The organism is Roseateles sp. DB2, assembly GCF_051857535.1.
GTDB lineage: Bacteria > Pseudomonadota > Gammaproteobacteria > Burkholderiales > Burkholderiaceae_C > Roseateles_B.
In genome coordinates this window covers 143397-161992 of the sequence record NZ_JBPZGY010000008.1, presented here as the reverse complement: position 1 = coordinate 161992, position 18596 = coordinate 143397, and the positions used below count along the sequence as shown (strand labels likewise).

General features: G+C 70.5%; 19 protein-coding genes. 10 read left to right on the top strand and 9 right to left on the bottom strand.

What is annotated here, in order from left to right; translation table 11 throughout:
* Window positions 1-16: 16 nt before the first annotated feature.
* From ACS5PK_RS14195 to ACS5PK_RS14175, 5 genes are all read left to right on the top strand, one after another.
* Window positions 17-559 (top strand): peroxiredoxin, encoded by a 543-nt coding sequence (locus tag ACS5PK_RS14195; protein ID WP_439440906.1) that lies wholly within the window; start codon window positions 17-19, stop codon window positions 557-559.
* On the top strand, window positions 556-1395 hold the full coding sequence (locus ACS5PK_RS14190; RefSeq protein ID WP_439440905.1) for a YceI family protein: 840 nt from the start codon (window positions 556-558) through the stop codon (window positions 1393-1395). Before ACS5PK_RS14195 ends, ACS5PK_RS14190 begins: the two co-directional genes overlap by 4 nt.
* Window positions 1396-1474: 79 nt before the next feature.
* The gene (locus ACS5PK_RS14185; RefSeq protein WP_439440904.1) at window positions 1475-1957 is read left to right on the top strand and encodes a hypothetical protein; all 483 of its coding nucleotides are present in this window, start codon (window positions 1475-1477) and stop codon (window positions 1955-1957) included.
* Window positions 1958-2043: 86 nt separating this feature from the next.
* Window positions 2044-2724 carry a signal peptidase I gene (gene lepB, locus ACS5PK_RS14180; RefSeq protein WP_439440903.1) on the top strand — a complete coding sequence of 227 codons (681 nt, stop codon included), beginning with the start codon at window positions 2044-2046 and terminating at the stop codon, window positions 2722-2724.
* Between the two features lie 323 nt (window positions 2725-3047).
* Window positions 3048-4529 carry an alpha/beta hydrolase fold domain-containing protein gene (locus ACS5PK_RS14175; protein ID WP_439440902.1) on the top strand — a complete coding sequence of 494 codons (1482 nt, stop codon included), beginning with the start codon at window positions 3048-3050 and terminating at the stop codon, window positions 4527-4529.
* 118 nt (window positions 4530-4647) lie between these two features.
* On the opposite strand, the gene ACS5PK_RS14170 is transcribed toward ACS5PK_RS14175, so the two are convergent.
* Window positions 4648-5628 carry a hypothetical protein gene (locus ACS5PK_RS14170; RefSeq protein WP_439440901.1) on the bottom strand — a complete coding sequence of 327 codons (981 nt, stop codon included), beginning with the start codon at window positions 5626-5628 and terminating at the stop codon, window positions 4648-4650.
* Window positions 5629-5845: 217 nt separating this feature from the next.
* Here ACS5PK_RS14170 and ACS5PK_RS14165 point away from each other — a divergent pair, with 217 nt between their 5' ends.
* Entirely contained in the window at window positions 5846-6262 is a 417-nt protein-coding gene (locus tag ACS5PK_RS14165) for a VOC family protein (protein ID WP_439440900.1), read from the top strand.
* Window positions 6263-6381: 119 nt separating this feature from the next.
* Here ACS5PK_RS14165 and ACS5PK_RS14160 read toward each other — a convergent pair whose 3' ends face one another.
* Together ACS5PK_RS14160 and ACS5PK_RS14155 are read right to left on the bottom strand one after the other, a co-directional pair.
* Entirely contained in the window at window positions 6382-8385 is a 2004-nt protein-coding gene (locus ACS5PK_RS14160) for an OPT family oligopeptide transporter (RefSeq protein WP_439440899.1), read from the bottom strand.
* Between the two features lie 167 nt (window positions 8386-8552).
* Window positions 8553-9137 (bottom strand): GNAT family N-acetyltransferase, encoded by a 585-nt coding sequence (locus ACS5PK_RS14155; protein ID WP_439440898.1) that lies wholly within the window; start codon window positions 9135-9137, stop codon window positions 8553-8555.
* Between the two features lie 208 nt (window positions 9138-9345).
* Between ACS5PK_RS14155 and ACS5PK_RS14150 the strand changes: the two genes are divergently transcribed.
* Window positions 9346-11106 (top strand): PKD domain-containing protein, encoded by a 1761-nt coding sequence (locus tag ACS5PK_RS14150; RefSeq protein WP_439440897.1) that lies wholly within the window; start codon window positions 9346-9348, stop codon window positions 11104-11106.
* 281 nt (window positions 11107-11387) lie between these two features.
* Here ACS5PK_RS14150 and mobA read toward each other — a convergent pair whose 3' ends face one another.
* From mobA to moaA, 4 genes are all read right to left on the bottom strand, one after another.
* Window positions 11388-12101, bottom strand: a complete 714-nt coding sequence (gene mobA / locus ACS5PK_RS14145) for a molybdenum cofactor guanylyltransferase MobA (RefSeq protein WP_439440896.1) — start codon at window positions 12099-12101, stop codon at window positions 11388-11390.
* A complete protein-coding gene (locus ACS5PK_RS14140; RefSeq protein ID WP_439440895.1) occupies window positions 12094-12450 on the bottom strand; it encodes a hypothetical protein in 357 nt (118 codons plus the stop codon). Before ACS5PK_RS14140 ends, mobA begins: the two co-directional genes overlap by 8 nt.
* Before the next feature lie 16 nt (window positions 12451-12466).
* Window positions 12467-13198: a hypothetical protein gene (locus ACS5PK_RS14135; RefSeq protein WP_439440894.1), complete on the bottom strand. Its 732-nt coding sequence runs from the start codon at window positions 13196-13198 to the stop codon at window positions 12467-12469.
* A 147-nt stretch (window positions 13199-13345) separates the two neighbouring features.
* Window positions 13346-14482, bottom strand: coding sequence for a GTP 3',8-cyclase MoaA (gene moaA, locus ACS5PK_RS14130; protein WP_439440893.1), 1137 nt, complete (start codon window positions 14480-14482; stop codon window positions 13346-13348).
* A gap of 195 nt (window positions 14483-14677) precedes the next feature.
* Between moaA and ACS5PK_RS14125 the strand changes: the two genes are divergently transcribed.
* The gene (locus tag ACS5PK_RS14125; RefSeq protein ID WP_439440892.1) at window positions 14678-15460 is read left to right on the top strand and encodes a substrate-binding periplasmic protein; all 783 of its coding nucleotides are present in this window, start codon (window positions 14678-14680) and stop codon (window positions 15458-15460) included.
* A 352-nt stretch (window positions 15461-15812) separates the two neighbouring features.
* Here ACS5PK_RS14125 and ACS5PK_RS14120 read toward each other — a convergent pair whose 3' ends face one another.
* A complete protein-coding gene (locus ACS5PK_RS14120; RefSeq protein WP_439440891.1) occupies window positions 15813-16391 on the bottom strand; it encodes an RNA polymerase sigma factor in 579 nt (192 codons plus the stop codon).
* Window positions 16388-16603, bottom strand: a complete 216-nt coding sequence (locus ACS5PK_RS14115; protein ID WP_439440890.1) for a YgaP-like transmembrane domain — start codon at window positions 16601-16603, stop codon at window positions 16388-16390. Before ACS5PK_RS14115 ends, ACS5PK_RS14120 begins: the two co-directional genes overlap by 4 nt.
* A 274-nt stretch (window positions 16604-16877) precedes the next feature.
* Here ACS5PK_RS14115 and ACS5PK_RS14110 point away from each other — a divergent pair, with 274 nt between their 5' ends.
* Together ACS5PK_RS14110 and ACS5PK_RS14105 are read left to right on the top strand one after the other, a co-directional pair.
* On the top strand, window positions 16878-17342 hold the full coding sequence (locus ACS5PK_RS14110) for a GNAT family N-acetyltransferase (RefSeq protein WP_439440889.1): 465 nt from the start codon (window positions 16878-16880) through the stop codon (window positions 17340-17342).
* Between the two features lie 108 nt (window positions 17343-17450).
* Window positions 17451-18521 carry an ABC transporter permease subunit gene (locus ACS5PK_RS14105; protein WP_439440888.1) on the top strand — a complete coding sequence of 357 codons (1071 nt, stop codon included), beginning with the start codon at window positions 17451-17453 and terminating at the stop codon, window positions 18519-18521.
* Window positions 18522-18596: the final 75 nt, after the last annotated feature.

Genomic DNA, 18596 nt, shown 5'->3' with positions numbered 1-18596 from the left:
GCCTCAAGGAACGGTCATGCGCGCTTCTGCTTCTTTCCTGCTGACGGCCCTGCTGGGCCTGGCTGCGGTGCTGCCCGCGCACGCCGCCCTCAAGCCCGGCGACGCCGCCCCCGACTTCAGCGCCGATGCCGCCCTGGCCGGCGAGCCCTACCGCTTCCAGCTGGCCGAGGCACTCAAGAAGGGCCCCGTGGTGCTGTACTTCTATCCCAAGGCCTTCACCAGCGGCTGCACCGTGGAGGCGCACCAGTTCGCCGAGGCCACGCCCAAATTCCAGGCCCTGGGCGTGACGGTGATCGGCATCTCCAATGACGACATCGCCACCCTCAAGCGCTTCAGCGTGGAGGCCTGCCGCAAGCAGTTCGCCGTCGCGGCGGATGCGGGCGCCAAGGTCATGAAGGCCTACGACGCCAAGCTGCTCATGATGCCGGACACGGCGGACCGCATCTCCTACTTCATCGTGCCGCCGGGCCGCATTGCCGCGGTGCACGCCAAGCTCAGCGCCGACGGCCACGTGGAGGCCATGATGAAGGCGGCCGAGGCCTGGAAGGCCGCGCGTTGAGCCTCCGTCGGCGCGCCCTGCTGGGCAGCGCCACCGCGCTGCTGCTGGCCGCCTGTGCCGGCACCAATGGGCCCGCGGACTCGCAGCGCGCCGCGGCCGCATCGGCGGCTGCGCCCGGGGCCCGGCCTGATACCCGACCTGATACCCCGGCCCATGCCCCGGCCCATGCCCCACCTGAGCCCCAGCCCTCGGCTGGCCCCACGCCGGAGCCGGCCGAGGGCCTGCTGTGGCGCATCGACCCCGCCGCCTCGCTGCTGCAGGTGCTGGCCTTCCGGCAAGGGGCGCTGGCCGGCCTGGGCCACAACCACGTCCTCACGGCGCCCCGCCTGCAGGGCTGGCTGCAGCTGCCGGCTGATGCCCCGGACCCGACCCGGCTCAGCCCCGCGCAGCTCGCCCACACGCGCTTCGCGCTGGCCCTGCGCCTGGAGGACGTGGCGCTGGACGAGCCCGCACGGCGCGCCCAGCTCGGGCCCGCCTTCGCGTCCCGGCCGGATGCCCAGGCCATCGCCGGGACCCGCGCCAACTTGCTCGGCCCGGCCATGCTCGATGCGGCCCGCCACCCCTGGCTGCGCGTGCAGTCAGCGATGCTGCGCGGCGAGGGCGCGCAGGTGCTGGCCGAGGTCGAGATCGACTGGCATGGCCAGCAGCGCCGCTGGCGCTTGCCGCTGGCGCTGGCCATGGCGCCCTCGGCAGAGGGTCAGGTCTTGCGCGTACAGGGTCAGATGGCCCTGCGGCTCACCGACTTCGGCATCCAGCCCCTGAGCCTGCTGGGCGGGATGCTGGCAGTGCAGGACGACATCGGGGTGACCCTGGATCTGGTGTTGCGCCTGCGCTGACAGAATGGCGGCCCGGCCGCGTCCTGCAAGAGGCGCTGCGGCCGCCTTCGCCCTGCCGCCGCCTCAGTCATCTTCACCCGTGACCCCATCTCACTACCGCAGCTTCCGCTATGCCTTCTGGCCGATGTGGCGCGCCCAGCTCTCGCTGTGCATGGCCGGCATCGGGACTGTGCTGGTGGCGAAGTCGGCGTGGACCGGCCAGCCCATTCAGCGCCCCGACCTGCTCCTGCATGTGGCCATGGGCCTGCTGATGGCGCTGGTGATGTGCGGGCCGGTGCATGCCTTCCGCTTCCGTGTGGGGCCGCAGGGCTTGCATACCTTCGATGCCCGCGGCCGCTGGCAGACGCTGCCCTGGGCGCATGTCCGCGCCGTCGAGCCCGCCTACTTGCTGCACTTCCCGCATCTGCGCATCCGGCTCGACGGCGAGCGTCGCAGCTTCTGGCTGCCGCTGATGCTGGCTGATCTGGAGGGGTTGCACCAGGCCGTGGTCGATGCCGCTGGCGCCGAGCATCCGCTGGCGCGAGCGCTGCCACGGCCGGCGCGGGCGAGCTTCCGTTGCTGAAGGCCTCGGGCGGCCGGCATTGGCGTCGCTTAAGACCTTGCTAAGTCCGCCCCGCGATGCTTAGGCCCGGACACCAGGAGAGGCCCATGAAGAAACCCGTGATGCAATGGCTGCGTGAGAACCGCGGCTTCCTGATCTTCCTGCTGTGCTTCGGCTTCTTTCGCACGGCCATCGCGGACTGGAACCCCATCCCCACCGGCTCCATGCGGCCCAATCTGCTGGAGGGTGACGTGGTGCTGGTCAACCGCCTGGCCTACGACTTCAAGCTGCCGCTGAGCCAGATCGTGCTGGCCCGCCTGGGGGATCCGCAGCGCGGGGACATCATCACCTTCAGCTCCCCCAAGGACGGCACCCGCCTGATCAAGCGCGTGGTGGCCGTGGGTGGGGACCTGGTCGAGATGCGCGACGAGCGCCTCTACATCAACGGCGAGGCGGCCGCCTACGAGAACGAGACCCCGGTGCGCGAGCCCGTGCCCGGCATCGGCGACTGGCCCGCCCGCCGCGTGCAGGAGCGCGTGGGCGGCCAGATCAGGCAGGTGCAGTGGCTGGACGGCGTGCATGCCCGCTCCAGTTTCGAGCCCCTCACCGTGCCGCCTGGCCAGCTGCTGGTGCTGGGTGACAACCGCGACAACAGCGCCGACTCCCGCTACATCGGCCTCGTGCCGCGAGAGGCGGTGATCGGGCGGGCGCATCACATCCTGGCCTCGGCGGATATCGAGGGCTTCTGGACGCCGCGCTTCGATCGGTTTGGGATGGTGTTGAGGTGAGCGCTCCCCGTTCCGCTGCTGCTTCCACCAGCTCGCTCGCCATCAAGGGGCGGCGCGACGAAGCCATAGGCCCGGGCTTCATGGCGCCAGGCAAGTCCTGGCAGATGGACCGATGCCGATAACATCACCCCGAAACACACCGGCTCAGTCGGCGCCTATTGCGCACGCGGCTCAGGGTCTCTGAACGCCACGGCGCTCGCGCCTGGATCCAGAGCCTGGGGGCTGGCTGCAAGGTGCTGATGGCGCGGCCAGGCTTGCGCAAGGGGTGATATGAACTTCATCTTTGCATCGGTACGAGATTCCAAACGGGGCAGGGAGCCGGCATGAGGCATGAGCAACAGAGGAACAAGGCAGGCGCGCTGGCGGGCGTTGTCATGGTGGCCTTGCTAGGCCTGTCACTGACGGCACGCGCTCAGCAATCGGAGCCGCCGCAGCCGCCCGCATTGAGCATGCGCGCGTTTGCGATGCTGACCCCGCTGCGGCATGCGGCCTTCGCTGCGCAGTGGCAGGCGCTGCTCAATGAGGATTTGTCGCGCCTGAGGGATGCGCCAGAGCGGGAGCGAGTTCGCCAGCGTTTCGTCTGGGCGCAAGGCCGCGTGATGTACCCGTATTTCCACTGGCGTGACGCGCCTGCCCCTGGTGCATTGCAAGCCGACCCCATGCTGCCACAGCTGCTGCGTGACTTGCCCCTGCACGACCCGGCTTGGTGGCCGCTGGCAGAGGTCCAGGCATTCTGGCGAGCATGGCTGCATGAAGACGCGCGAGCCCTCATGCAGAAGGATCCATCGCTGCGTCGGGGTGACGCACGTTGGTTGCGCGCAGAGGTCGCTGCGCTCCATCGTTCAGGCCTGCCGCGCATCCATCAGCGCGAACTCATGGGCCGGATGCTCGCAGAGTATGTCGACGACAACGGCAGCCAGGGGATTGATGGCGTAGTCGAACAATGGCGCGCAATGGCCCCGCCTGCCGCTGACCTCGCTCGGATTCAAGCGGCAATCGACGCCAACCGCGCCCGGGAGTGCTGCCATGAAAGCGCCGTGTTGCGGGAATGGCAAGGGGTCGATTTGCGGGTGCACGTGCTCGAGCCGCGGGGGGCTGCAGCAACGGCGGCCCTGCGCCCGGCCATGCTGTGGCTGCACGGCGGATCCTTCACAGAGGGGCAGTGGTGGCATTCACCCGTCATCAGCGCCGCGCTGCAGGAGCAGGGCGTTCTGGTACTTGCCCTTGATTTGCGGACCAGCACCAGATTCGACACCGGGCCTCTGGAGCAGCTGAGTGATGCCAGTCTGGCCTACGAATGGCTTCAGAAGAATGCGGCCCGCCTGCGCGTGGACCCTCAGCGCGTGGGCGTTGCCGGGTTCTCTTCAGGGGCCGTGCTGGCCTTGATGCTGGCGACTCATGGCCTGGATCCCGAAGCAGAGAAGGGTCGATCGCCGTCCGTCAAGCATTACCCGGCCGCCGTCGTCAGTCTTGGTGGCTGTCCGGACCCCCTGAACCCTCGCAAGGACGGCTGGTTCCGTCGCCAGGTTGAGCGTGTAGCGCCGCCTGAGCGCTTCTCCCCGATGGCCCAGGTGAGCAGCGGTCAGCCGCCGCTGATTGCGTTTCACGGGACAGAGGACGAATACTGCCCGTTCGACGATATGAAGCGCTTCGTGACTGCCTATGGCTCGGCCGGCAATGCGGTTGAACTGGTGGCGATCGAAGGTGCGCCGCACTTCTTTGGCTTCTTTCATCAACCGGGACAAGCTCGCGTGCGTGCATCGCTTGCCGAGGTGCTCAAGCGCTGGGGCTGGTCAACCAACTAGTGCATCCTGGCGCGCGCATCGGTGCCTGCTGCATGCAGACCATAGAAGCCCGATCCCGATCCCGATCCCGTCACCGGCAGATTGCCGTCTTTGGTTCAGGTCTGTCCGGCGCCTGCCCTCACGCCACCCCCATCCCCCGCGCTCCCGCCCGCGCCTCCCGGTCATGCAGTTCGATGACCCCGCGCAGCCGCGGATGCACCTGCCCCGAGCCCACCGCAGTCTGGAACTGGCAGGCGGCGTAGCCCGCGGCGGCCTGTTCGTAGGCGGCCACCCAGGCCTGGCGCCTGGGCAGCTGCGAGGGGCGCACCGGCCACACGCCCGGGCGCGGGCGCATGTGCTGACCGATGCCGATGCGCCAGGGCTTGGCGGACAGGCGGGCGCGGAAGCAGCGCTGGTGGCGGCACATGCGGACGTAGACCGGGTCGGCGCCCACGGCGCTGAAGAACGCGGCCACCTCGGGGGCGGTGGCCTCGAAGGGCGCATGCGTGGCCAGCAGGCGCAGGCCGCCCGGGGTGCGGTAGACGCGCAGGTTCCACACCGGATGCACTGCCAGGAAACGCTGGATGCGCTGCATTGCCACACGCTCGTGCCCGCCCTTGGCGAGCAGGGCCAGGCGCTGCAGCCAGGCCACGAGCGGGCGGGCCGCCAGGAGCGACAGGACCCACAGCCCGCCGCCCAGCGGCGCACTGCCGGCGGCCACGCCAAGGGCCGCGCTCAGCAGGGTCAGCAGCAGCAGGGCGATCAGGACGTGGCGGCCGCGCGGGGCGTCGCTGAAGTCGATGTCGGCGAAGAGCGCGCAGGGCGAGTTCAGGCAGCGGGCGCCGTAGGCATTGCGGGTGATGACCTCCTCGCCATGCCGGGCGAGCACCTCCTCGCGGATGGGCAGGCCCTCGGCGCCGTTGTAGGCCGCCAGGCGCTCCAGGCGGGCCAGCGGCTGGCCGGCCAGGATCTGCTGCAGCGCCTCGTCGGCCCGGCGATCGGCCATGGCCTGGGCCTCTGCCTCGCTGCTGTCTGACCAGCCGAAGCGGCGGACGGTGACCTGGCGACGGCGGTGGCGGTGCTGGCGGCGGGCCTCGGCCCAGTGGTCGGGAACGATCATGCGGCGGTCGGGAAGCGGGTTGTCAGGAGGGGATCTGGCGCGGCTGAATCTAGCATCGACGCGGCCTGGCTGCGGTCAGGGCTTGCCGAGCGAGCGCCGCCTGCCGCACGATGGTGCCGGGCGCTTGTGTCTGGCACCGCCTGTCGAATCCACGCCGTCCCGTTCGTCGTACCAGAGAAGCCCCGCTCGCGGGCCTCACCCACCCCAGGAGCCTCTCATGCCCAAGTCCCTCTTCATCAGCCTGCCCGTGGCCGACGTCCCGCGGTCCATCACCTTCTACGAAGCCCTGGGCTTCACCCGCAAGCCGCAGATGAGCGACGACAGCGGGGCCTGCATGGTCTGGAGCGAAGCCATCAGCGTGATGCTCGTCTCGCATGCCAAGTGGCGCACCTTCACCCAGCGGCCTTTTCCAGCGCCCGGCAGCGCCGGCCACATGCTCTCGCTGCTGCTGGAGAGCCGCGCCGCGGTCGATGCGATGAACGCGGCGGCCGCAGCGCACGGTGGCACGGCCGATGTGAACCCGATGGAGGACCACGGCTTCATGGTCACCCGCGATCTGGCCGACCCCGACGGCCACATGTGGGCCGCGCTCTGGATGGATCCGGCCGCCATGTCCGGCGGCGCCAGCGAGTAGGCGCTGGCGGCAAAGGCTCAGGGCCTGAGCCACCCCATGAACGACAAAGGGCGCCCCGCGGGGCGCCCATGTGCATGCCGGCAGGCCTATTGCCGGGAGGCCCGTTGCCGGCAGGCCTGTCAGGCCTTGGCGTTCATGCCCAGCAGGCGGCGGTACAGCAGGATGCCCAGGCCCGCGAAGGCCAGGCCGCCCAGCCACTTGCTGGCGGTGTGGAAGCTGTCGCCCACCAGGGCCAGAGGCTCGCCCTGGCCGGAGAACACGACGATGGCGGCCAGGATCACGCCGATCAGGCTCTCGCCCACGATCATGCCGGAGGCCAGCAGCACGCCCAGCTGCTTGGTGGCTTCGGGCTTGGCGCTGCGGTCGGCACGGCGGTCAAAGTACCAGCCGGCAAGGGCGCCCACCACGATCATCAGCGTGCTGTTGAGCGGCAGGTAGATGCCCAGGCCGATGGCCAGGGGAGGCAGGTAGACCTTGCCCGAGCTGGAGCGCTTGAGGAACTCGTCCACCACGATGGCGGTGACGCCGATCAGGGCGCCGATGCCGATCAGGTTCCAGTTCAGATCGCCCTGGATCACGCCCTTGGCCAGGGCCGAGATCAGTGCGGCCTGCGGGGCAGCCAGCGCCGTCTCAGGATTGGCCCCGGGTGCACCGGCAAAGCCGTAGGCCTTGTTCAGCAGGTCCAGCACCGGCGGGATCACCACGGCGCCGGCCAGCACGCCGATGATCAGAGCCACCTGCTGGCGCCAGGGGGTGGCGTCCACCAGTTGGCCGGTCTTCAGGTCCTGGAGGTTGTCGTTGGAGATGGTGGCCACGGCAAACACCACGGCGGTCACGAAGAGCGCAAAGGCCACCAGCGCCTGGCCGGCCGTGGGCGGCAGCAGGGGCTTGACGACAAAGGCCAGCAGCAGAGCGATGCCCAGCACCACCAGGATGCCCACGCCCGACAGCGGACTGTTCGAGGAGCCGATCAGGCCGGCCATGTAACCGCACACGGCAGCCACGAAGAAGCTCATCAACACCACATAGACCAGGCCACCGACGACCAGCAAGGCCATGTGGTCGCCCAGGCCGGCGCCGCCGATGAAGTGCGACAGCAGGAAGCCGATGGGCAGCAGGCAGGCCGCGGTGATCAGGCCCACGGTGCCGATGGGGATGTCGCGCTCGGTGCGCGGCAGGCTGGCGGCCTGGCCGGACTTGCGGACCTTGTTGGCCATCAGTGCGCCATGCAGGCCGTCGAAGACCGGGCGGGCCAGCTTCACCAGGGTCCAGATGGCTGCCACGCCGATGGCGCCGGCACCCAGGAACCGCACCTGCTTGCTCCAGACGGCACGGGCGATGTCCTGTGCGGGGCCGGAGGATTCCACCAGGCCGGTCAGGTAGGGCACGGCGCCACCCCAGGCGATCAGCGCGCCGACCAGGATGGCCAGGCCCACCCACAGGCCCACCAGATGGCCCACGGCCAGCAGGGCAAAGCTGAGGTTGAAGTCGAAGCCGCTGGCGCTGTTGGGATTGTTGGGCAGGCGGAAGTAGTCGGCGATCTTGTCGGCGAAGACCTTGGTGGCGATCACCACCGCGAAGCCTGCCGACACCAGGGAGCCCATCACGATGGCGCGCAGGCCTTGGCGGCTGCTCTCACCGGCGGCTTCGCCGTCGGCATGGCCTACCTTGAGCACCTCGGCACAGGCCACGCCTTCCGGATAGGGCAGGGGCGAGTTGGTGACCAGGGCGCGGCGCAGGGGGATGGAGTACATCACGCCCAGCACGCCGCCCAGGGCGCAGATGGTGACCGAGACCCAGTAGGGGAAGCCTGTCCACCAGCCGATCATCACCAGGCCGGGCAGCACGAAGATGATGGAGGACAGCGTGCCCGCCGAGGAGGCGATGGTCTGCACGATATTGGTCTCGCCGATGGAGTTCCCCGCGAAACGGCGCAGCAGGGCCATGGAGATCACGGCGGCCGGGATGGAGGTCGCGAAGGTCAGGCCGGCCTTGAGGCCGAAATAGACGTTGGCGGCGGTGAAAACCAGGGTGATGAGGATGCCCAGCACGATGCCGCGCAGGGTCAGTTCGCTCCCCAGGGGGATGTCAGTGTGGGTCGTGGGTGTCTGAGGCGAGCTCATGGCACGGCTTCCTTGTTGGCGTGGCGGGCCCGTCCGGCGGGACAGGCCCTGGAAGCCGGCATCATCGCGCGTGCGGCCGTACCTGGGATCGGGTCGACTACGGGGTGGGCGACAGGCGCCCTGCGCCCATGGCCCCGCTGGGCGGTCCCCGTGGTGCCAGGTCTTGCTCAGTCCGCCGTGCCGGGCGGGCGCAGGCGGTGCACCATCAGGTCCTTGTCCAGCACGCGGCCGTCGGGCAGCACGATGGCGCCCTCGAGGCGGCCATAGCAGCTGAAGCCGCAGCGTTCGTAGAGCCGGCGGGCGGGCGCATTGCTGCGGGTCACGCTGAGGGTAACCAACTGCAGGGCCTCATCCTGGGCCAGCAGGGCCAGGGCGGCCTGCATCAGGGCACGCCCCAGGCCGCGGCCCTGCGCGGCTTCGTCCACCATCATGCCGACAATATGGGCAATGTGCCGGATCTTGGCGCGGCCATCGCGTTCGGCGGAGAGCGCGCCCAGCAGCTGCTCGCCGTCCCAGGCCAGCAGGGTGAACAGGCAGTGGCCGGCCCCGCTCAGGCGGCTGCGGTAGCTCTGGGCATCGCGACCGCGCTCGGCCGCGGCATCGGAGGTGAAGGCTTCCTCATGGCGTTCCAGCATGGCGTCGCGCAGGGTCTTGTAGGCCAGGAGGTCGGCCTCGCGCATCAGGCGTATCTCCAGGCCTGGAGGCAGGGCTTGGGGAAAACGTGAGGGGAGTGTGGTGCGGACATGGGTCATGGACCAAGCATAGGTCATGGACCGCGGGGGCCTGTCAGGCCTTGCAGCTAGGCATGGGGATGCCCTTTGCCATCATGGCGCGGCGGCGTCGCGAGGGGGGGCAGGAGCCCTGACCCGTGGCGCAGCGGGCTCTGCAGTGCCGGGAGCATCGTGGCGGCCTGCCAACAGCCGTGGGCCGCTTCCCCAACGTCCATGCATCGAGGAAGCCATGATTCCGACCCGTCGTATTGCCGCCTGTCTGCTGGGAACCGCCCTGCCGTTCGCGGCCCTCGCCCAGTCTCCATCCACGGATACCCATCCCAGGCCCGTCACCGTCGCCCGCCCCATCGCCGCGGACCTGAGGTTCGCCGTCGAGCCGCGCCAGGCCCTGGGCAGCACCGAACGCCGTCTGAGCCAGCAATTGCGCTCCCAGGGCGCTGATTTCGTGAAGGTGCACTTCGCCGAGTTCCGCCTGCCTGCCGGCGCCTATGTGCTGGTCGCCTCGGCGGACGGCCGTGAGGTCCATCGCTATGACGCGGTGCCCCAGGCCAACCGCACCTTCGACCGCAGCCAGGGCGAGGACGGCGTGACGCGCTTTGCCGCGCTGTCGGTCTTCGGCGACAGCGCCAGCGTGACCCTGGTGCTGCCGCCCGGCGTGGCCTGGGGCGCCTCGCACGCCTTGCGCATCGACCAGTTTCATGCCGGCCAACTGGCGGCGGCGGAGCGCACGACCCTGTCCGTCTGCGGCACGGACGAGCGCCGCGATCCGGTCTGCTTCGCCAGCAGCAACCCGACGCAGGTGGACCGTACCCGCCCCGTGGCCCGCCTGCTGATGGCGGGCAGCAGCCTGTGCACCGGCTGGCGCGTGGGGCCTGACAACCGCATGTTCACCAACAACCACTGCTTCTCGACCCAGTCCACGCTGACCAACACCGAGGTCTGGTTCAACTACCAGAACACCAGCTGCGGCGGCAGCACCCTGGCCCCCGTGACCAAGGTGACCGGCGGCACCCTGCTCAAGACGGACAGCACCCTGGACTACACGCTGTTCACCATCAACAACTTCGCCAATGTGGCCAGCTTCGGCTACCTGGGCCTGGAGGTGCGCGATCCGGTGCTCAACGAGACCATCTACATCGCCCAGCACGGCGGCGGCAAGCCCAAGCAGCTGGCCCTCACCAGCGACCAGGACGGCGGCGGCAACTGCAAGATCAACAATGCCAACGCCAATGGCAACGGCTCAGGCACCGACGTGGCCTACTACTGCGACACCGAAGGCGGATCCTCGGGCTCGCCGGTGATCGCCGGGTCCAGCAACAAGGCCGTGGCTCTGCACCACTTCGGCGGCTGCACGAACCAGGGCGTGAAGCTCAGCAAGGTCTGGCCCCAGGTCGCCACCCACTTCAACAACCAGGTTCCTGACGGCGATACCGGCACCGGCGGCACCAACACCCCGCCTGTGGCCAGCTTCACCAGCAGCTGCACGGGCCTGTCCTGCACCTTCTCCGGCGCAGGCTCCAGTGATGCGGACGGCAGCATCGTCAGCTATGCCTGGAACTTCGGCGATGGCGGCACGGGCAGCGGCCTGCAGCCCGCCCACAGCTACGCTGCGGCGGGCAGCTACACGGTCAACCTGACCGTCACCGACGACAAGGGGGCCGTCAACACCAAATCGGCCACCGTGACCGTGAGTGGCGGCGGCGGCTTCCCCAAGACCAATCTGTCCGCGACCAAAGGCAACTGGCTGAGCTATACCTACACCGTGCCGGCCGGGGTCAGCAGCGTCACCTTCAGCAGCAGCGGCGGCAGCGGTGATGCCGACCTCTACCTGCGAAAGGGCGCGGCCCCCACCACCAGCAGCTACGGATGCCGCTCCTGGAGCAGCAGCAACACCGAGACCTGCACGCTGACCGTGGCCGCGGGGGACGTGGTCTACATCGGGCTCTACGCCTATGCGAGCTTCTCGGGCGTGACCTTGAGCCTCAAGTGATCCCTCGCTAGGAGCGGCCGGTCAGCCGGCCCCCGACAGGCCCTGCGGGGCCTGTCTGCGCTGGCGCGCCGGGCGGTCTGTCCGGCTGGAGTCGATGAGACCTCAGTGGCGCGCCTCGGTGGTGCTGCCTCAGTAGTGCTGCCTTGGTGGTGCTGCCTTGGTGGTGCTGCCCGGCCGTCCCGCCAGGCATCACCCCGGTGGGTCATGGCAAGACCTGGCCCCACGGATACCCGGGGCTCGGCTTCGTCGCGGGGGGCTGCTGCCTTGGTTCAGAGGCTTCTTCAGGCGGCTTGAGGAGGTGGCTGATGAGGCGGCTGATGAGACCCTTCTTGAGTCGGCTGATGTTCGGCCCAGCGCGTGGCCAGGCGTGCCAGGGCCTCGGGCGTGTTGGCATTGGCCAGCATGAGGGCGTCGGCGGGGCCTGCGAAGCGCACGCGGACGTGAGCTTGGCTGCCTAGCCAGGCGCCCAGGCGGCGCTCGCCGCCGGCCAGGGCCTGTGCCAGGGGGGCGGCCAGGGAGCGGTGCACCAGGGCAAAGGCCGGGTGCAGGCGCCAGCCGCCGCGTTCCTCGTCCGGCCCTTCCACCAGGGCGACGCGAACCGGGGGCTGGCCGCCGGCACCGGGCTTGCCGTCCAGGGCTGCTGCGAGGCGCGTCCCGAGGTCCGGGACCAGGGCAGGGCTGTCGCAGGGCACGCTCAGCAGCCAGTCGGTCCGGCAGGCCTGGAGGCCGGTCAGCAGGCCGGCCAGCGGGCCCAGGAAGCCGGGCAGGCTGTCCGCCAGCACGGGCGCACCCAGGGCGGCGTAGGCCTCGGCATGCCGGTTGGCGCTGATGAGCACCTGGCTTACCTGCGGGGACAGGCGCTCCAGTGCGTGGGCGGCCAGTGGGCGCTCCTGCAGCATCAGCAGGCCCTTGTCCTGCCCGCCCATGCGGCGGCCTTCGCCTCCGGCCAGGATGAGGCCGGTGATCTGCCCTGGACCGGGGCCTTGCTCAGCCACGGCGGCGCACCCGGTCATCGGCCGGGCTCGGGCGGTGCGTCTCCTCCGGGAAGTCGTCACCCAGCACCTGCCGGCCCTTCATCACCGCCAGGATCCAGGTTCCGATCAACCAGGTCAGCACCATGCTGAGGCTGAAGAGAATGGCGCCTACGACCATGTAGTCCACCAGCAGCTGCTGGCGTTCGGCGTCGTTGTGCAGCCCGGGCTGCTGCCCCAGCTTGATCCAGGCGCCCAGCAGCCAGGGCAGCACGAAGCTCAGCGCCGTGAACAGCGCCGCCCGCCGCCGCACCGGCCGCGTGAACCAGCCCGTGAGGGCCTGCCGGAAATGTTCTGGAGGAGAGGGGGGCATGGCGGCCTCGTGTCAATCAGGCTGGATGGCCCAGGAGCAAAGGACTTGCCCGGCACCAGGCCCGTTCAGCGCCTGGCGAAGGTCTCGGGCCCCGCGCCGCTCTCACCAGACCGGGCCGCGCCAGCAGGCCCACAGGCACGACGGCCGAGGATCCGGCTTCGCCGGCATTGACGCCGCCCTGCGACGCCTGGTGAAGCGCTTGGGCCATCGAGGCAGGCCGCGGGCCTCGCGCCGCTCCCACCAGACCGGGCCGCGCCAGCAGGCCCTCAGGCAGGACGGCCGAGGATCCGGCTTCGCTGGCATTGACGTCGCCCTGCGACGCCTGGTGAAGCGCTTGGGCCATCGAGGCAGGCCGCGGGCCTCGCGCCGCTCCCACCAGACCGGGCCGCGCCAGCGGGCCCTCAGGCAGGACGGCCGAGGATCCGGCTTCGCCGGCATTGACGTCGCCCTGCGACGCCTGGTGAAGCGCTTGGGCCATCGAGGCAGGCCGCGGGCCTCGCGCCGCTCCCACCAGACCGGGCCGCGCCAGCGGGCCCTCAGGCACGACGGCCGAGGATCCGGCTTCGCCGGCATTGACGCCGCCCTGCGACGCCTGGTGAAGCGCTTGGGCCATCGAGGCAGGCCGCGGGCCCCGCGCCGCTCCCACCAGACCGGGCCGCGCCAGCAGGCCCACAGGCACGACGGCCGAGGATCTGGCTTCGCCGGCATTGACGCCGCCCTGCGACGCCTGGTGAAGCGCTTGGGCCATCGAGGCAGGCCGCGGGCCCCGCGTCGCTCCCACCAGACCGGGCCGCGCCAGCGGGCCCTCAGGCACGACGGCCGAGGATCCGGCTTCGCCGGTCCTACGGCCGTGCCCCCTCGAGGGGGCCGGCGAAGCCGGTAGGGGGGGAGCCATTCAGCCTCCGATGTAGTGCATCTCGATGCGCCGCTGCCCGCTCCCCGGCTCGGCTGTCAGCTGCGAGCGCAGCTCGGAGTAGCGGTCGGCACGCCGGTTCCACAACCCGGCCAGAGTGGCGGCCAAGGCCTCGTCGTCCAGGGCCGCATGGCCGCGCTCGCCGCGCAGCAGGGCGCGCAGGTCATGGCCGCCGCTGGCGAAGAGGCAGGTGTAGAGCTGCCCCTCGGTGGAGAGCCGCGCGCGGTTGCAGTCCCCGCAGAAGGCCTGGGTGACGCTGGAGATCAGGCCGACCTCGCCCGAGCCGTCGGCATAGCCCCAGCGCTCGGCGGTCTCGCCCGGCGCGCTGGCAGACAGCGGCACCATGTCCCAGTGCTCGCGCAGCCGCGCCAGCACCTGGGCCGAGGGCAGGACCTCGTCCATGCGCCAGCCGTTGCTGGCGCCCACGTCCATGTATTCGATGAAGCGCAGGACCACGCCCGTGCCCTTGAAATGCCGGGCCAGGGGCAGGATCTGGTCCTCGTTGGTGCCGCGCTTGACCACCATGTTCACCTTGATCGGTCCCAGGCCCGCCGCCTGCGCAGCCTCGATGCCCGCCAGCACCTCGCCCACCGGAAAGCCCACGTCGTTCATGCGCTGGAAGATGGCGTCGTCCAGTGCGTCCAGGCTCACCGTGACGCGCTGCAGGCCGGCGTCCTTCAGGGCCCGGGCCTTGCGGGCCAGCAGTGAGCCGTTGGTCGTCAGCGTGAGGTCCAGGGGGCGGCCTTCGGGCGTGCGCAGGGGCGCCAGCAACTCCACCAGGCGTTCTACATGCTTGCGCAGCAGGGGCTCGCCGCCCGTCAGCCGCAGCTTCTGCACGCCCAGACGCACGAAGACGCTGGCCAGCCGCGTGATCTCCTCGAAGCTCAGCAGCTCCCCGTGTGAGAGGAAGGGGTGGTAGTGGTCGAAGACTTCCTTGGGCATGCAGTAGCTGCAGCGGAAGTTGCAGCGGTCCGTCACCGAGATGCGCAGGTCGCGCAGGGGGCGCCCGCGGGCGTCCAGCAGGGCGGCGCCGGCCTCGGGCAGGGCGATCCCGGCCGGCCGGGGTGGCACCGGGGAACGCTGGCGCTGGTCCAGCAGGGGGATCACGCGTTCGGACATGGCGTCCATTGTGCCGCGCACCGCCATGGGTCGCTGGGGGAAGGGCAAAGGGCTTGAGCAAGGTCAAGACCGGGGCTCAGCCAGCGTCGGCAGACTGCGCGCCGGGCGACATGGCCTCCGGTGACAAGTCACGCAATGCCAGGGCTTGGGCCGTGGGCGTCAGCTTCGCGAGGGCCAGGGCAGGATCATGGCAGCATGCGTCCGCCTGACCCGTCTGCGTCTCGCCGTCAGTGCCTCCAGGTCCTGCTGGGTGCTGGCGCCATGGCCGCGCCGGCCTGGGGAGCGCCGCCGCCGCTGGGCCTGGACCGTCTGCTGGGTTACGCGAACTCGCTGCCGCCCCTGAGCTTCGAGGAAGGCGGGCGGGTGCAGGGTCTCTTCGCCGACCTCTTCCGCGAGATGTCTGCCCAGCTGGGATTGCCGGCTGCCATCGAAATCCAGCCCTTCCTGCGGCTGCAGCAGGCCGCCATGCTGGGCCCGGGCGTGGTGGCGTTCCCCCTCGTGCGCCTGCCCGAGCGGGAGGAGATGTACCTGTGGATAGGCCCGGTCATGCGGCGCCGGGTGATGCTCTACCGCCTGAGCCAGCGCAGCGACCTGGAATTCAAGGGCTGGGCACGCCTGGGCAGCGCCCAGGTGGTCGTCAACAAGGGCACGGCCACCCATCGCAAGCTGCTGGAGGACTTCCATGTGCCGCCGGCCCAGCTACAGGTGTCTGCCAACTACACGACGGCCCTGCGCATGCTGGTGGCCGGCCGCGCTGAGTTCCTGGCCATGAACGAGCTGGCTGCGGCCTGGGCGGCCCGCCAACTGGGCCTGGCCAGTGACCTCCTGCGGCCCGTCATGGAACTGGATGGCGAGGGGGCTTACTGGTTCGGCGTCGTCCCCAGCGCCCGTGCCCTGGCCCAACTGCTGCAAGAGAGCCTGGAGACGCTGCGTCGGCAGGGGCGGGTCGATGTGCTGCGTCGGCAGTACGGCGTCTGATCCGGCAGCAAGTCAGAGCGGCTTGCGCGCTTCTGCTGGGGCGTGGTCAAGGTCCTGCGCCAGCCAGTCCATGAACACCCGCACCCGTCGTGGCGTGTGGCGACGCGCGCTGCGCAGCAGGGTGATGGGCAGGGGTGGCCCTCGAAACCGGGCAGCAGGCGTTCCAGCCGGCCCTGGGCCAGCGCCTCGCGTACGCCCGTGAGCGGCAGCTGGACGATGCCGGCGCCGGCCTGGGCCGCGCGTGGGCGAGGTCGAGGACATCGGCGGCGCCGTGGCCGCCCTGATGCCGGGTGCGGCCTGGATCACCGGTCAGTGCATCGAGGCCTCGGGCGGCATGGTCCTCTGAGACGGCTCAGCGGGTGTGGCGGCCTGCGACCTCGGGCTGCGGGACGCCGTCCTTCAGCCAGTAGCCGCTGGCCAGCAGGCGTTGGCGCACCTGGGCGCGGGCCCGGTGCAGGCGGCTCTTCACCGCCTCCAGGCTCAGGCCCAGCTCGGCGGCCACCTCGGGGCCGCTCAGTTCGTGCACATCGCGCAGCAACAGCACCTCGCGGTAGGGCGGGCTCAGGGCCTGCAGGGCGCGCACCAGATCCTGGCGCAGGTCCAGGGGAACGGCCGCTGCTTCGGGATGCTCATGGGCGGCCAGCTCATCCAGGGGCTGGTGCCGCGGCTGGCGGCGCAGGAGGCGAAAACACTCGCGCTCGACGATGCGGAACAGCCAGGTGGTGAAGGTCGCCACCGTGCGCAGAGTGCCGATGCGCCGATGCAGCGTCCACAGGGCCAGCTGCACGGCGTCCTCCGCATCTTCGCTGCTGGCACAGCTGCGGCGGGCGAAGCGCCGCAGGTCCGGCTGGCAGCGGCGCAGCAGCTCATGCAGGGCCTGGGCGTCGCCTGAGCGGGCGGCTTCGACCAGGGGCGTGTGGGCAGGATTCATGGCTTGTGGTCCAGGGGGCGGCGGCCCATCATCGCGCAGGCCGGGCAGAAGCCCAACAGGGCGGTCAGCGCCAGGCCCAGGGCCGAGCCGCCCAGCAGCCAGGCCCAGACCGGACCGAGCCCGCCCAAGCCCGCGGCCAGTGCCATGAGGAGGGCGCCTGCGAGCCGGGCGCCGCGCTCGGAAGCGGGGACGTTGCGTTTGAGATAGAACATGGACAGCCTCCCGGGCTGGAAGTGGATCACCCTGCACAAGAGGCGTGGCGGTGGCGAAAGGATTCAGGTGCCGCAAAAAATCCTGCGGCAGCGATCAGGGCGCCGACGGCAGGAGCGCCATGGTCCGGTTCTCTTCCCCGGTCTGGCCGCCGTTCGGCGAGAAGGCCTGGTGCCAGCGCGGCGGCTGGCCGGACTGCGTCACGGAAGCGAAGGGCCACGGCGCGAACCACGCCCTTGCGCAGCGGAAGGGCCCGGGCCTGCACAATGTGCGGCCATGGACATCGAATTGCGCCCGGCCCTGCCGGAGGACATCGCCGCCTGCGTGGCGCTGCGCGGCCGGACCCGGGAGAACGCCGTGTCGGCCGAGCGCCTGGCGTCCCTGGGCATCACCGTGGCGTCATGGGCCGGCCAGGTCAGTCGTGGCGAGCTGATCGGCCATGTGGCCTGGGAGGGCACGCAGATGGCCGGCTATGCCTTTGGCGAGCTGGCCAGCGGCGAGGTTGTGGTGCTGGCCCTGCTGCCCGCCTACGAGGGCCGCGGCCTGGGCCGTGAGCTGCTGTTGCGCCTGGTGGCGGACCTGCAGTCCCGCGGGCACCGCCGCCTCTTCCTGGGCTGCTCCAGCGACCCGGCGGTGCGCTCCCACGGCTTCTACCGCCATCTGGGCTGGCGGCCCACCGGCCGCAAGGACCGCCTGGGCGATGAAGAGCTGGAACTGCTGCTCGACGGCGCGATGCCCTGAGCCGCCGCCCGCCAGTCCGGTATGCGCCCGGCAGCAGGCGGTGCCCCGGGGCCTGCTGCTACCCTGGCCGCGCCGCGACGGACGCCCACCTTCGGCGAGGAGCCATCGATGAGTACCTGGACCGACAAGATCACCCGGCACCCCCTGGTCGCAGCCAGCCTGCTGCTGGGCCTGTGCCTGCTGCCGCTGCTGGCCCAGCAGCTGGGCCAGGCGCCGGTGCGGGTGCTGGACCAGGCCCTGCTCTACGTGCTGCTGGCCTTGGGGCTGAATGTCGTCGTGGGCTATGCCGGCCTGCTGGACCTGGGCTATGTGGCCTTCTACGCCGTTGGTGCCTATCTTTTCGCCCTGTTGGCATCACCGCACCTGACCGAGCAGTTCAGCGGCCTGCGATCGCTGTTCCCCATGGGGCTGCATGCGCCCTGGTGGCTGATCCTGCCGCTGGCCGCGCTGTTGGCCGCAGTGGCGGGGCTGCTGCTGGGCGCGCCCACCCTGAGGTTGCGGGGGGACTATCTGGCCGTGGTCACACTGGCCTTCGGCGAGATCGTGCGACTGTTCATCAACAACCTGGGTCATCCCGTCAACCTCACCAACGGGGCACGCGGCATCAGCCCCATCGACGACCTCCAGATCTTCGGCATGAGCCTGGGCCGGCCCCTGGAGCTGGGGCCGCTGACGCTGGCGCCAGTCACGCTCTATGCCTACCTGCTGCTGGCCCTGGTGGGCCTGAGCGTGCTGGTCAGTGCGAGGCTCCAGCGCTCGCGCCTGGGCCGGGCCTGGATGGCCCTGCGGGAGGACGAGATGGCCGCGCGTGCCATGGGCCTGGACACGCGCTCGCTGAAGCTGCGGGCCTTTGCCGTGGGCGCCTGTTTCGGCGGCGTAGCGGGGGTGTTCTTCGCGGCGCTGCAGGGCTTCATCTCGCCGGAATCCTTCAGCCTGCAGGAGTCCGTGCTCATCGTGGCCATGGTGGTGCTGGGCGGCCTGGGCCATGTGCCCGGGGTGATCCTGGGCGCCTTGCTGCTCTCTGTGCTTCCCGAGGCCCTGCGCCATGCCTCCGGCCCGCTGCAGCGCTTCACCGACGGCCACCTGGATGCGCCCATCCTGCGCCAGCTGCTGATCGCGCTGGCGATGATAGGCATCATGCTGTGGCGGCCACAAGGGCTGTGGGTGGGGCGGCGCTGAGGCGCGGCCGGGCCGGCTCCCCGGGCTCAGGGCGTGGACGGCCGCCTCTGCAGGCGACCTTGCCGGGCTTGCAGG

Bases quoted from the DNA above. Each gene is read 5' to 3' on its own strand.
- ACS5PK_RS14195 (WP_439440906.1), top strand. From the start codon at position 17: ATGCGCGCTTCTGCTTCTTTCCTGCTGACGGCCCTGCTGGGCCTGGCT.
- lepB (WP_439440903.1), top strand. From the start codon at position 2,044: ATGAAGAAACCCGTGATGCAATGGCTGCGTGAGAACCGCGGCTTCCTG.
- ACS5PK_RS14175 (WP_439440902.1), top strand. From the start codon at position 3,048: ATGAGGCATGAGCAACAGAGGAACAAGGCAGGCGCGCTGGCGGGCGTT.
- ACS5PK_RS14170 (WP_439440901.1), bottom strand. From the start codon at position 5,628: ATGATCGTTCCCGACCACTGGGCCGAGGCCCGCCGCCAGCACCGCCAC.
- ACS5PK_RS14165 (WP_439440900.1), top strand. From the start codon at position 5,846: ATGCCCAAGTCCCTCTTCATCAGCCTGCCCGTGGCCGACGTCCCGCGG.
- ACS5PK_RS14160 (WP_439440899.1), bottom strand. From the start codon at position 8,385: ATGAGCTCGCCTCAGACACCCACGACCCACACTGACATCCCCCTGGGG.
- ACS5PK_RS14155 (WP_439440898.1), bottom strand. From the start codon at position 9,137: ATGACCCATGTCCGCACCACACTCCCCTCACGTTTTCCCCAAGCCCTG.
- ACS5PK_RS14150 (WP_439440897.1), top strand. From the start codon at position 9,346: ATGATTCCGACCCGTCGTATTGCCGCCTGTCTGCTGGGAACCGCCCTG.
- ACS5PK_RS14140 (WP_439440895.1), bottom strand. From the start codon at position 12,450: ATGCCCCCCTCTCCTCCAGAACATTTCCGGCAGGCCCTCACGGGCTGG.
- ACS5PK_RS14135 (WP_439440894.1), bottom strand. From the start codon at position 13,198: ATGGCCCAAGCGCTTCACCAGGCGTCGCAGGGCGGCGTCAATGCCGGC.
- moaA (WP_439440893.1), bottom strand. From the start codon at position 14,482: ATGTCCGAACGCGTGATCCCCCTGCTGGACCAGCGCCAGCGTTCCCCG.
- ACS5PK_RS14125 (WP_439440892.1), top strand. From the start codon at position 14,678: ATGCGTCCGCCTGACCCGTCTGCGTCTCGCCGTCAGTGCCTCCAGGTC.
- ACS5PK_RS14120 (WP_439440891.1), bottom strand. From the start codon at position 16,391: ATGAATCCTGCCCACACGCCCCTGGTCGAAGCCGCCCGCTCAGGCGAC.
- ACS5PK_RS14115 (WP_439440890.1), bottom strand. From the start codon at position 16,603: ATGTTCTATCTCAAACGCAACGTCCCCGCTTCCGAGCGCGGCGCCCGG.
- ACS5PK_RS14110 (WP_439440889.1), top strand. From the start codon at position 16,878: ATGGACATCGAATTGCGCCCGGCCCTGCCGGAGGACATCGCCGCCTGC.
- ACS5PK_RS14105 (WP_439440888.1), top strand. From the start codon at position 17,451: ATGAGTACCTGGACCGACAAGATCACCCGGCACCCCCTGGTCGCAGCC.